We start from the raw sequence: 12,313 nt of genomic DNA, 5'->3' as shown, positions 1-12,313 counted from the left end.
GAGAAGAAAGCATTTTAGTCCTCAAGGGTCGCTATCAATTTCTTGATCACTTCAACACAGTCACCAACTACTTTATAGTCTGCAACAGAAAATATGGGAGCATCAGGATCACTATTGATTACAATAATCGTCTCTGCATTACTGATACCAGCAAGATGTTGGATTGCACCGGAGATACCACAGGCAATCAAAAGCTTAGGTGCTACTGTAGATCCGGTCTGCCCTATTTGATTTTCATACTGGCTCCAACCTATATCCACTAGGGATCTTGTTACACCAACATTTCCACCAATCAGCTCTGCTAATCTATGTACCAGACTCATATTTTTTTGAGACCCGATTCCACGTCCTACTGAAACGATTATTTTGGCATCAGCAATGGTATTTATCTCTCCACTCAGAACTTCCTCAAGTATTTCGATATGATTATGCCTTATGGTAGGCATAGGAACAGCTATGACCTCACCTTCATTTGATGTATTCTCCTCCTGTAGCAGCAATACTCCTGGTCGTACCGTGGCCATTTGTGGTCTATGATTGGGACAAATAATTGTTGCCATCAAATTCCCACCAAAAGCCGGTCTTGTTTGTTGAAGCAATCCACTTTCTTTATCTATTTCTAATAGGGTACAATCCGCAGTTAAACCCGTACCTACTCTTGCTGCAACCCTTGGTGCAAGGGATCGTCCAAATCCCGTTGCACCGAATAATAAGATGTCAGGCTTATGTTTATTAATGAGTGTATCAAATAACTCAATATAGTTTTCATCAAGCTTTTCAGCCAATGCAGCATCTTCACAAAAGATAACCCTGTCGGCACCATAGGAGATTAATTTCTGTATATTACATTGCACTTCATCTGCAAATATTAGGGCTGTGAGCTTACATCCTTTTTCTAGAGAAAGCTCTTTTCCTTTACCTAATAGCTCATATACCACTGGCAATATTTCTCCCTTTTGCTGTTCTGCAAATACCCAAATACCCTCATATAGTGAAAGATCTACTTCCTCCAAATTTTCCTTCTCTATGGATATGGCTTCAAAGGGACAACTGTCTATACAGATTCCGCACAGGGTACAATTCTCATTTACCATAGCTTTGTTATTCTCCTTATGAAGTGCATCAGTAGCACAGCTTTTGATACATAAACCACATCCAGTACATTTTTCCAGGTTTATTGTTAATTGCGACATGCTACTGCACCTCCTTAATTAGTTTTACAATGCTATCTGCCTGGATTTTAGCATCCCCTTCAATCTGCTGTGCCTCACTTTGACGTTGTGGTACATATGTTTTTACGACTTGGGTGGGTGATCCTGATAATCCAATACGTTTAGGATCTGCCTTTAGAGCTTCGGCATCTCTCAATTCAAAGGGTGCCGTTAGTCCAAAAATAATCCCTGGAATAGATGGTAGACGAGGCATATTAATATCCTTGACAACCGTCAGAAGTGCAGGCAGCTTAACCCGTAGCACCTGGTGTCCAGTATCCGTTATTTTTTTACACACAATATCCTTTGAAGAAACACTGATAAACTCAGAAACATCTGTTATATGGGGAATGCCAAGATTCTCAGCTAGCTCAGGTCCAATCTGGGCAGTATCACCATCCACTGCCATTTTTCCACAAAGAATCAAATCAATATCATGAAACCGTCTTATTCCAAGAGACAATGTATAGGCTGTTGCCAAAGTATCGGCTCCTGCAAAGCTTCTGTCTGATAAAAGCATTGCACTATCTACTCCCCGACTTGCTGCATCCCTCAACAATCTCTCAGTAGCTGGAATCCCCATGCTTAGAGCAATTACCTCTCCACCAAGTTCCTCCTTGATCTGAACGGCCTGCTCTATTGCATATGTGTCAAATGGATTTGTTACTGATTGACGTCCATCTCTCATAATCGTGTTGGTCACAGGGTCAAGACGAACCTCATTAGTCGATGGTACTTGTTTTATGCATACGACAATTTTCATATACGACCACCTCCTTTTGTGGCGTAAACATATTCCCTGTACCCAAAATACCCTTTGGATCAAATGTTTCCTTAAGCTCAGCCATCTCATCAATGTGATTTTGTCCATACATGACTGTCAGGAAATTTGCTTTAAGCTTACCAACTCCATGTTCAGCAGAAACAGCTCCCCCCAACTTTGATACCTCAGTTGCCCATTCAGCGTATAACGCTTTTCCCTTTATATAATCCCCTTCATTATGGGGCAGTATATTTACATGCAAATGATTATCTCCGATATGTCCCCAGATAGCCGATTGTAGTCCATGCTCGTTTAGCATAGAGCGATACATGCCCACTATATGACGTAAGTGATGATTGGGTACAGACATGTCGGTACCCAGTTTTGTTATGATAGGATCTTCTTTCTTTCTTTCATCAATCAGCATGTTCACACTTTCCGGTACAGCGTGTCTGAAGAAAAGCAAACTATCTCTGTCTGCATCATTGCGTGCAACCCAAGTATCTTTTTCACATCCACCTGATTCTCTCATCAATAGACCAACATTAGTGAGGTTTTCAATAGCTAATTTTTCATTTTCGCAATGAAGCTCGATGTATATAGCAGTATTCATTCTTTTTTCAACTACAGGCAGCTTAGAAAATGCTGGGTTTTCATTTTTTTGCTTACGTAATAATTCTAAAGAATCTCCATCAAAGAATTCCATAGAAGCAACATCATCAAGTCGTTCTCGTAGTGCTATCACAAATTCAATTGCATCCTTTTCCTTTTCAAAGAAACAACTTACTCCCCACATGATTTGAGGAAGTGGTAACAGCTTAATTTCAATATCTGTAATCACACCAAGGGTTCCATCGGAACCTATGAATAAATCTATGGCATCCATATCCTTCTCAATATAATAGCCTGATGCATTTTTTGTTTTTGGCATCTCATAGGAAGGTAACAGAACAGTAAATCCATATCCTTGATCAGTCACTAGGTTCAGTGTTCTTCCATTGGCAAATACATTTCCTCGTTGAATTGACAAGGTGTGTCCATTATATAGGACAATTTTCAGTGCCGTAATATGTTTTCTTATGGATCCATATAAATAACTACGTGCTCCCGATGCATTACATGCAACCATGCCCCCAATCGTAGCAGATCCTTCCGTTGGGTCAGGACTGAAAAATTGTTCAGGGGCTTCGCGAAATTTTACCAACGTTTTCCTTGATTCCACACTCCATTTTTCTACATCGAATTTCCTACCTTCAATCTGTTTTCTCAGTTGTGAAAGGATCATACCAGCTTGAAGGGTTATATGAAAGTGACCCTCTTCATCACTTCTCATGGCTGTCATACTATCCATCCTAGAAAGATTCATTATGTGTCCACCCTTTGGAACTGCCCCCGCTGCTAATCCAGTCCGAGTCCCTTGTACAGTAATTGGAATTCCTTTTGAATATAACTCATTTATAATCGTGATGACTTCTTGTTGACTTTTAGGAAAGGAAATACTTTCTGCAGCTCCTATTACCCGTGATTCATCTCTTAAATATTCACTTAATTCCTCATCCATAGGTTTTAATAGACTACTTTCCATATGATCACTTCCCAATAAATTATTTTCGTAATATTCAATCTATTTTGAAAATTGCATCTGTTTGCTTCTAAATATATAACAATTAATAATCACATTCTATCGATAATTTGAGATATTGTTTGCTTATATTGCTATTAATTTAGATATGTGCTACTATCAAAAAAGGGGTGCCACATGAACTTTGATTATAATTTGAATCTTAATCGTGATAATGAATGGTATATGCAAAGTCATCATTTTCACGAAAATTATGAAATCCTACTTTCATTAACTGATGCTGGAAGCTGTTTTGCTGAAAGTAATCTTTACCCTTTGAAACGTGGTACGTTGCTAGTTCTTAAAGATACAGTACTACATCGTACGATTGCAGATAATTGTAAATCCTATGAAAGATATGTACTACACTTCACAAGAGAAACACTCTATTCTATATCTACCAATCAGACGAATCTACTTTCACAGTTCAGCAAATCAAACCGTTGTATCCAATTAAATGAAGATCAATTATCATCTTTGATATCACGATTTGAAAAATGTCGTCATTCTAAATCTAATGCTTTTGGAGATGATTTAAAAAGAGACATGGTTTTTGTTGATATTTTGTTAGAAGTTTGGTCTCTACTTGAAGATAATGACCCAATTGATTCATCCGACAATTCGGACTTCAAGCGCGTGTCCCCTATCCTTAAACATATCGAGAATAATTTAGTTGAGGATCTCAGTTTAGATTCTATTGCTGAGAATTTTTATATCAGTAAGTATCATCTATGCCATATTTTTAAAGCAGCAACGGGTTTTTCAGTTGGCCAATATATTATCAGTAACCGTATACTTAAAGCACGTTCACTTCTTAGGGATGGTTGCAGTGTACAGGCTGCGGGAGAACAAGCTGGGTTTCATAATAATGCACATTTTATTCGAACCTTTGGAAAACTTTCAAATATTTCTCCTGGTCGTTATCGAAAGGAGTATCAGAAGGGAATCAGACTGTAATTTCAAGCTATGGGATTGATGCACTGTCTCCCAAACAAAAATAAGACCCGGAGGTCTTATTTTTGTTTAACTCATATTTACATAGTGGTTTCCTTTGTTTTTTGGAATCCTTTGATAATTTCTTCTAAAACCGCTGCTCCTGACTCAACCACACAGCTACATTTTTCTTTTTCATCTCGATATTGGTCTTTTAGTTCTTTACAATTCATACTTCCCTTTGTTTTTTTAAAGGCTTCAATAAATTCTTTTGTCAATTCTTTGATATGCTCACTTCCGTATGCATTTTTCTCCACAAATAAAACCCCTAAAAGAGCAACGGACCCGCTCACCACACCACAAAGGTCTTCAGTATTTACCCCTCCACCGAACCCAGCCATTACTTTAAATATGCTCTTATCTAATCCTAACTGATAATATTCATCTCCTGCATAAAGCATGGCCTCTGCACAATTATATCCATTCAGATAATACTTTTTTGCTACATCTTTCAGCACGTTTATCACCCTTTTTATTCCTATTTTATCATATTCCCACTAAGGATACCGATACACTTCTGAACAACGAGGACCCTCCCCACTATCCCTTTAAAGACAATTTTAGGGACAGGTTGATTGATTTATATCTAATCAACACACCTGCCCCTATATCACTTATCTTTCTGGTAGTCTCTGTTAATGGATCTATTTCTATCTACTCCGTCATGATTGTAACACCAATTAAACCTGGTCCTGTATGTACTCCTGCAACAGGACTTATATCACTAAAGCCCACTTGGCTAGCATTAGCAAGTTCTAAAACCTTTTTATGAAGCTCCCGTGCTTCTTTCTCTCCTCCACCGTGAAGAACCCAAACCTTTGCCTTTTGTTCTTCAAGTGATTCTTTCACGATAGCAAAAAGCTTTGATAAACTCTGCTTTCTACCCCTTACCTTTAAATGTGTATAGTAAACGCCCTCTTTATTAATTGAAATAATGGGTTTCATATTTAAAAGTTCCCCTATACTTCCTGGCACTTTTCCAATTCGCCCACCCCTGATCAGATACTTAAGAGTATCTAACACGTAGTAAACTCTTATTTTATCCCTGAGTCTAGGAAGTTCTTTGACTATTTCTTCAAATTCTTTACCCTCATTAAGCATTTCCCCACAGGCTAATACGATAGCTCCTGCTCCAAGGGTTAATGCCAATGAATCAAATATTTCAAACTTCAATTCAGGATGATTCTCACTTACCAGTCTAACACTATTATATGTACCGGATAAACCCGCAGAAATTGTAACTGCAATGACATGGGTATAGCCTTCCTCCTTAAGCTTGACGAAAAGACGATCAATCACTTCAATAGAGGGAAGTGAAGTTGTCGGTACCTCAACCTCCATGTTGCTGTAAACCTCATCAGGGGTTATGTCCACCCGATCAGTATACTCCCTGTCCTTATAAACAATTTTTAAAGGTAGTACATGAATGTTGTACTTCTTAACTTCCTCGTAGTTTAAATCACTTGTACTGTCAGTCACCAATGCAATTTTATTCAATGATAGCCCTCCGTTCATTAATAATTTAAAACTTGATTATAGTATACCATACATTTCCATATATCCTGCAACATAAGATTAGTATTTGCAACAATAGAATCAGTTTTATTTTTAAAAACCCACCACTAGGTAAAATCCAGTGGTGGGGAACAGGAGTTGTTTGTGGGTTTCAATTACAGCTTAGTATCAATCTCTTCTTACCACGTTTCATAATGTACTCTATCTGGATTATACCGTTCCCTCACTTCTCTTTCTTCTGCTGGATGACCCACAGCAATCACAGCTACTGGAATGATATGTTCTGGTAGCTCTGCTAATTTCGAAAAGCTTTCCACAAGTTCTTCCCTAGGATACACCCCACACCAACAGGTTCCAAGACCCAATTCTTCTCCCTGCAAAAGGATATTTTGTACAGAGGCAGCAATATCCTGAACCCAAAATGCCCCATCATATTTAACATCACTCACATCTGCACAGACCATGATTCCTAGTGGTGCCTCCTTTAACATTTGGGTATGGGGATGAAAGCTAGTGATATCATTTAACTTATTTCTATCCTTTACAATAACAAAATGCCATGGTTTTTCATTCCCCGCAGAAGGTGCATACATCGCTGCTCGTAACATTTTTTGTATTTGCTCTTCCTCAACAGGTTGGTCCTTATATTTTCTAATACTTCTTCTACTAAATATTTCTTTCATTTTGCCACACTCCTATTCTTATTGATTATTATTATATTATACCCTATTTAGCAGTGGACTAAAAGTTTTTGCCTTAGCACTAGGCCTTAGCACTAGGGACGGTTGATTCGTTGATCTTTCCGTTACATCAAAAGTCCAGCACCCCTACGTATTTCACATACGCTTCGGATGCTGGACTTTCTTGTATTCCAAACCTAAGTGTTTCTCAACATGACAACCTTAGATGCTTTTCAATCTATTTTGCTCACTAATTCCCAGCAACGTTCTTACCGGCAATTCTACCAAATGTAATGATATCTGTTATTGCATTGCCACCGAGTCTATTTGAACCATGAATTCCTCCTGTTACCTCACCGGCAGCGTAGAAGCCTGGGATTACATTCCCATTGATATCAATAACCTGTGCCTCATTATTGATTTCTAATCCACCCATGGTGTGATGTGCTGTTGGTACACGTGGGCTGGCATAGAATGGTGCTTGATCTATTTTTTTATCTAGTAAATGCTTTTCAAATTCATCAACGCCGGTATCCACCGCTTCATTGTACTTAGCTATTGTTTCTGTGAAGTTGTCAACATCAACATTCATTTTTTCAGCTAGTTCCTCTAAAGACATAGCCTTTAATGTTTGTCCTCGTTCCACTAGATCTTCGATGGTCTCATTAAAATGATTCTTGGATCCATCAGGCATCGATTGAGAATCAACTACTATATGCATAAAACTATCGGTCTGCTCTATTAACCCATTGGTCATAACATCTCTACGGCCTGCTTCACTTACAAATCGGTTCCCTTCCTTGTTAATGAAGAGATAATTTGCAGCGTCATTACCAGCCCATCCAGTTAAACTTCCAGTCTCAGGATCACCCAATGGTAAGGACTGAATATAATCCATGCCTAGTAAATTGGCATCTACAGCTTCTCCCATAATGATTCCATCCCCAGTTGCACCTGGGCTATTGGTGGTTTGTAAATTTGCTCCTAAGTCAGGATTGTATCTCACTCTCATATCTACATTAGCAGCAAAGCCTCCAGTAGCCATAATGACTCCTTTGTTAGCCTTCAATGTCACAGTGTTACCCTTTGATGTAGCCAGTACCCCAACTACTCTTCCATCCTCTATAATTAATTCCTCAGCAGCTGTTTCCATTAGGATTTCAACGCCATTTTTTTCAGCCTCAGTTTGTAACACTCTAATAAAGCCTGACCCTAAAGGATCAACAGATTCGTGACTTCTTGGCCATAAAGCACCCAACACAGTGAACACTTCATCTTGAAGCTCTAATCCCTTATCCTCTAACCATCTTAATGCTGGATAAGCGTTTTCCACTAAAGTTCTTATTAGTTCAGGGTTACCTAATTCATCTCCACCCTGATAGGTATCTTCAAAATGCTTATCTACAGAGTCTTCAATTCCCTGTCTTTCTTGCCTCTCTGGATAGACAACATTTAATGCACCACCAGAACGAATCGTATTTCCACCCAGCATAGGCAGCTTTTCAATTAAAATAACAGAGGCTCCTTCCTCACTTGCTGAAACCGCAGCTGCAAGACCTGCACCTCCACCTCCAATAACAATCACATCCGCCTCTTTTTCAATGATTTCCCCAGAGGCTGTATCTTCGCCCTTAGCCTGCTTTAATGCTTCAATATCAGCACCAGCCAGTACTAAAGCAGCTTCTACTGCTTCTAATATTCCTGCACCTGTTCCTGTGGCTCCTGATATGGTATCAATGTTAAGACTTTGATATTCTACGATTTTTGTAGGAATGTTTGCAATTGAACTATCACTTATTCCAGCGGATTCATTGTGCTCCAAGATTTTAATTTCTTGTATCTCATTCTCATCCACTGTCACCTCTACCTTAATTAGACCTGCAAAGCCTTCTCCTTCTCCAACATATGTACCAGCTGTATATAGACCCTCTCCACTTGCTGGCGCATCTGTTGTTTCACTGCATCCAACAACAGTAAAAAACATCGCTAGTATCATCAGTATTGCTAACATTTTTTTTGTTTTTCTCATCATTTTTCCCCCTTATAATAGATATTTAAATCATAATCATTCATAGAATCAATTCGTAGAACGAGTTCAATGAATAAGTTTATTATAATTCAATGTTATTTTTTTGTCAACACGCTTTTCATTTTTTTAATGCATACAAGAGACTCAATTTACAAGTTACCCATTCATTTACATGATATTCTTATGGAAATTTTTAAACGAAGAGGTGAATATTTCAATCATTATGCAGATTTTACCTCTGAAGAGATTTTAGAATTCATATTTATAGCAGCTAGAGGGTTGGTTTACAATTGGTGCTTACATGATGGCGCTTATCCTCTTGAAGAAACAATGTCTATATTTATAAAAGGTTTTTTAGTGTCATTTGAAAATCACAATCCTTCTAAAACAAAATCATAGCAACAGGTGTGACTAAAATAATTGTTAAGGCTGTTCTCTGTACCAGTATTAACAGGATATCCTTTATAGATAAATCAATATCCGTTGCTAAAATACAGGGAATCGATCCAGAGAAAAACAGTATTGATGATATTGAAACAACACCTGCAATAAATCTGGTTGCTAAACCTACCTCTTCAGCAGCGACAATAACAGAGGGTATAAAAACCTCAGCCCCTGCTATGGCACTTATTTTTGCAATTAGCATTGGCTCTGAGAGCTTTAGCAGAGTAGTCAGTGGATAATAAATATATCCAATCACATCAAAGAAATTTGTTGTTTTCACAAGGATAAGGGATATGAGCCCAATAGAGACAATACCAGGGATTAATCTTAAGCACATCTCAAGTCCATCCTTTAAATTAATCATCATATTTTTCAAAATAGAATTGGAGCCTTCAACAGTCTTAAAGGCTTCTCTAATTGCATTTAAGAATAGCTTTTCATTAAACTCTAATTGATTTGCCTCGGCTCCCGTTATATATGTATCTTCCATTGATTTTAAAGGGTGCAACCTTATTGTTATGGCAGACACCACGAAGGTGATAATAAGTGCACTCCAGAAAAAAGCATTCCACATAAACATTAAATCCAGTGTCTTCGCTATAATCACCATAAATGTAGCAGAAACCGTTGAGAAACCCGTTGTAATGATTGCCGCTTCTTTTACTGTATATTTACCTTCTCGAAAAAGCCTATTGGTCATAAAAATTCCCACAGAAAAGCTACCTACAAAAGAGGCTACCACATTGACTGCCGCCACACCAGGCACCTTCCAAACCGGCCTCATAATAGGCTTCATTAACACACCAAAAAATTCTAGTAGACCATATCCAGTAATAAAGGTCAAAAATAAAGAACCTAATGGTACAATTAATGCCACGGGCATAACCACCCTTCTAAATAAAAAGGGCAACATATCCTCCCTCATTAACCATTCTGGGCCAAAGTTAAAGATCACCATTGAGCCTGGTATAATTGCAAGGAGTTTTAGAATTGATAATACAAAAGTGGCTTTATCCTTATTCCAGCTTTTTTCATAGAAGGGTAGTATACTCCCTATCATGATGATTACAAAAGTAAATATAGGTGCAAAACTTGGAACCCTCACCATTATGTTAGTCACTAAATGATCTAACGGTATTGTTTTATTTCCACTAAAAGTAATGGGTACAAAAAAAATAAAAATTCCCAATAGACTCCAACCAAGAAACTTTACTACGTTAGATAAACGATAGAGCCTGTCCACTACATGTGTTCTTGTATTAGTATTCATTGAGAATCCTCCACTTCACTATGATACAAGCTTGCTATTTAACCTAAAGGGCAATCACTTAATTGTTAATTGTTACACAATCGTATTATATCATATTATTAGAAAAGTGTGCATAACAGTTATTATTTATTCAGCTATGCAAGTCCTTTTTCACTTTCATATAAAGATTCTCTGCAATTTTTATACATTCTTCTACTTCTTCTTCCGATACAACCAAATTATCTTCAGCAGGGTATCTTGTTTCTATATAATATTGATTTAAAAAAGCACAGTCTTTAATCAGATATTTAAAGCTTCCCTCATATTTCGAAGCTTCCTTACATAAAAAAACTAAACTATGACTGCTAATAATCACTCCTGCTTTATTAATAATATATGCCTTTAATATCTTTTCTGCTGCTTGTTGAGAATGAAATGCCACTAGTTCATAGCCACAATCATTTTCTTTTAATATTCTAGCTGCTTTAATATCATTTGAAGATTTTTCCAACCAATCCATAAACCTCTTGCTCTCCACCATATAAAAACTCTCCCTCATCTAGAATTTTATAAGCAAAGCTAGTTGGATCTTTTATATTTTCTTCCCATTCTTCTTTTGTATAGAGAACAATATCAAAGGAAATATCACTCTCAATATTAACGTACATATCTTGCAATAAAGAACGCTTATGGTTTGTTTTGATTATAACGCATAGATCAAGATCACTATCTTTATGAATGACACCCTTTGCCAAAGATCCAAACAAAATAATTTTATCAGGATCATATTTTTTCACTAACTGTTTTCTTATACTCCTTAGTGCGTCTATATGTTTTCTTTGATCTATAATCAATAGGGTCACTCCTTCACATCTAAATCATTTGAAATTTCTCTTTCTATATTGTACCATATTTTTCAGTAAAAAAAGACCCTTCATATAGCGCTTTATCTATCCTTCAAAGTAACTGTCTGCTCTCTTTGCTTGTCTTCTTTTTTTCGTAACTCTAAATAAGTGTTAATGTCATATGTTTCTTCTATTGTCTCGAGTGCATTTTTAAACTTGACTATAACTTTACATCCTAAAACGCCTACAATGTGCCCTTTTCCGTATTGGTGATGCTTTATTGTTCCTAACGACATTTAAATTGGATATAGGCTAAATTTAATCCAGCCTTATCCTCCCTCCCCTCTTTTCGGTTCTTTGTTACAATACCTTAACTCACCTTCATATTAAATTTTCTACAAAAATTTTCTCCTAACAACAAACTGAATTTATACATACTTCCACTGATTTTCACACAAAAAGACACCCGTCTCTAGATAAAGGAGACAGGTGTCTTAATGTGTGCATTTTCAGAAAACATACTTAGTTTCCATACTTTCTAATTCACATTTCGGCAACCTGGCAATCATAGGAATACAACTTCCCTTAGATCCATAGCTTTGCGTCCTTATTTTTCAATAAGTTTGCCTTTATCAACAATATTTATATTATACAATTTTCAGTTTGCGAACAAATCTAATAGGAGTTAGGTCCTAGTAAAAAATGATTTGAATAGTGATGTAGACCTGTTCGTAAATACAGTATTCGACATTACATTACTAATCCCTTCATTATTTTCCAAAAAAATTAGAAAAACAATTAAAATTCTGCAAAGCGCATACAGGCTACACAGCACAACTAATTCTCGGAACTACAACACAACAGTACAACACAACAGGGACGGTTCTCGTTGTTAGCCTACGTCAACAAGAACCGTCCCCACTATCTTGTATTTTGTGAAAAATACTTTAGTAAATATTAACT

Annotated in this window: 13 protein-coding genes and 1 riboswitch; of the genes, 2 read left to right on the top strand and 11 right to left on the bottom strand. The window is 37.1% G+C overall.

Features of this window, described 5'->3' with window-relative positions; genetic code table 11:
• Positions 1 to 14: 14 nt before the first annotated feature.
• From AMET_RS03790 to AMET_RS03780, 3 genes are read right to left on the bottom strand one after another with little or no spacing between them, the layout of a single operon-like run.
• Complete coding sequence (locus AMET_RS03790; RefSeq protein WP_012062034.1) at positions 15 to 1,193, bottom strand: electron transfer flavoprotein subunit alpha; 1,179 nt, start codon at positions 1,191 to 1,193, stop codon at positions 15 to 17.
• A gap of 1 nt (position 1,194) precedes the next feature.
• A complete protein-coding gene (locus AMET_RS03785; protein ID WP_012062033.1) occupies positions 1,195 to 1,974 on the bottom strand; it encodes an electron transfer flavoprotein subunit beta/FixA family protein in 780 nt (259 codons plus the stop codon).
• Positions 1,934 to 3,559, bottom strand: coding sequence for an FAD-binding oxidoreductase (locus AMET_RS03780; protein WP_012062032.1), 1,626 nt, complete (start codon positions 3,557 to 3,559; stop codon positions 1,934 to 1,936). The genes AMET_RS03785 and AMET_RS03780 overlap by 41 nt, the downstream gene beginning before the upstream one ends.
• A gap of 192 nt (positions 3,560 to 3,751) precedes the next feature.
• Here AMET_RS03780 and AMET_RS03775 point away from each other — a divergent pair, with 192 nt between their 5' ends.
• Positions 3,752 to 4,552, top strand: coding sequence for an AraC family transcriptional regulator (locus AMET_RS03775; RefSeq protein WP_198135388.1), 801 nt, complete (start codon positions 3,752 to 3,754; stop codon positions 4,550 to 4,552).
• Positions 4,553 to 4,629: 77 nt separating this feature from the next.
• On the opposite strand, the gene AMET_RS03770 is transcribed toward AMET_RS03775, so the two are convergent.
• From AMET_RS03770 to AMET_RS03755, 4 genes are all read right to left on the bottom strand, one after another.
• Positions 4,630 to 5,046, bottom strand: a complete 417-nt coding sequence (locus AMET_RS03770) for a C-GCAxxG-C-C family protein (protein WP_012062030.1) — start codon at positions 5,044 to 5,046, stop codon at positions 4,630 to 4,632.
• Between the two features lie 196 nt (positions 5,047 to 5,242).
• Positions 5,243 to 6,085, bottom strand: a complete 843-nt coding sequence (locus AMET_RS03765) for a DegV family protein (protein ID WP_012062029.1) — start codon at positions 6,083 to 6,085, stop codon at positions 5,243 to 5,245.
• Positions 6,086 to 6,282: 197 nt separating this feature from the next.
• Positions 6,283 to 6,786 (bottom strand): nitroreductase family protein, encoded by a 504-nt coding sequence (locus AMET_RS03760; protein ID WP_012062028.1) that lies wholly within the window; start codon positions 6,784 to 6,786, stop codon positions 6,283 to 6,285.
• Positions 6,787 to 7,033: 247 nt separating this feature from the next.
• Positions 7,034 to 8,815, bottom strand: a complete 1,782-nt coding sequence (locus AMET_RS03755) for a flavocytochrome c (protein WP_012062027.1) — start codon at positions 8,813 to 8,815, stop codon at positions 7,034 to 7,036.
• 180 nt (positions 8,816 to 8,995) lie between these two features.
• Here AMET_RS03755 and AMET_RS03750 point away from each other — a divergent pair, with 180 nt between their 5' ends.
• Entirely contained in the window at positions 8,996 to 9,211 is a 216-nt protein-coding gene (locus AMET_RS03750) for a hypothetical protein (protein WP_157047143.1), read from the top strand.
• On the opposite strand, the gene AMET_RS03745 is transcribed toward AMET_RS03750, so the two are convergent.
• From AMET_RS03745 to AMET_RS03730, 4 genes are all read right to left on the bottom strand, one after another.
• On the bottom strand, positions 9,195 to 10,526 hold the full coding sequence (locus tag AMET_RS03745; RefSeq protein ID WP_012062025.1) for a YjiH family protein: 1,332 nt from the start codon (positions 10,524 to 10,526) through the stop codon (positions 9,195 to 9,197). The genes AMET_RS03750 and AMET_RS03745 overlap by 17 nt on opposite strands.
• 130 nt (positions 10,527 to 10,656) lie before the next feature.
• The gene (locus AMET_RS03740; RefSeq protein ID WP_242661384.1) at positions 10,657 to 11,025 is read right to left on the bottom strand and encodes a HEPN domain-containing protein; all 369 of its coding nucleotides are present in this window, start codon (positions 11,023 to 11,025) and stop codon (positions 10,657 to 10,659) included.
• The gene (locus AMET_RS03735) at positions 10,997 to 11,359 is read right to left on the bottom strand and encodes a nucleotidyltransferase domain-containing protein (RefSeq protein WP_049765166.1); all 363 of its coding nucleotides are present in this window, start codon (positions 11,357 to 11,359) and stop codon (positions 10,997 to 10,999) included. The genes AMET_RS03740 and AMET_RS03735 overlap by 29 nt, the downstream gene beginning before the upstream one ends.
• Positions 11,360 to 11,451: 92 nt before the next feature.
• A complete protein-coding gene (locus AMET_RS03730) occupies positions 11,452 to 11,646 on the bottom strand; it encodes a hypothetical protein (RefSeq protein ID WP_012062022.1) in 195 nt (64 codons plus the stop codon).
• Between the two features lie 253 nt (positions 11,647 to 11,899).
• A riboswitch (cyclic di-GMP riboswitch) is annotated at positions 11,900 to 11,988 on the bottom strand.
• Positions 11,989 to 12,313: the final 325 nt, after the last annotated feature.

Source organism: Alkaliphilus metalliredigens QYMF (assembly GCF_000016985.1).
GTDB classification, from domain to species: domain Bacteria; phylum Bacillota; class Clostridia; order Peptostreptococcales; family Natronincolaceae; genus Alkaliphilus_A; species Alkaliphilus_A metalliredigens.
This window is presented reverse-complemented; position numbering and strand designations above follow the sequence as displayed.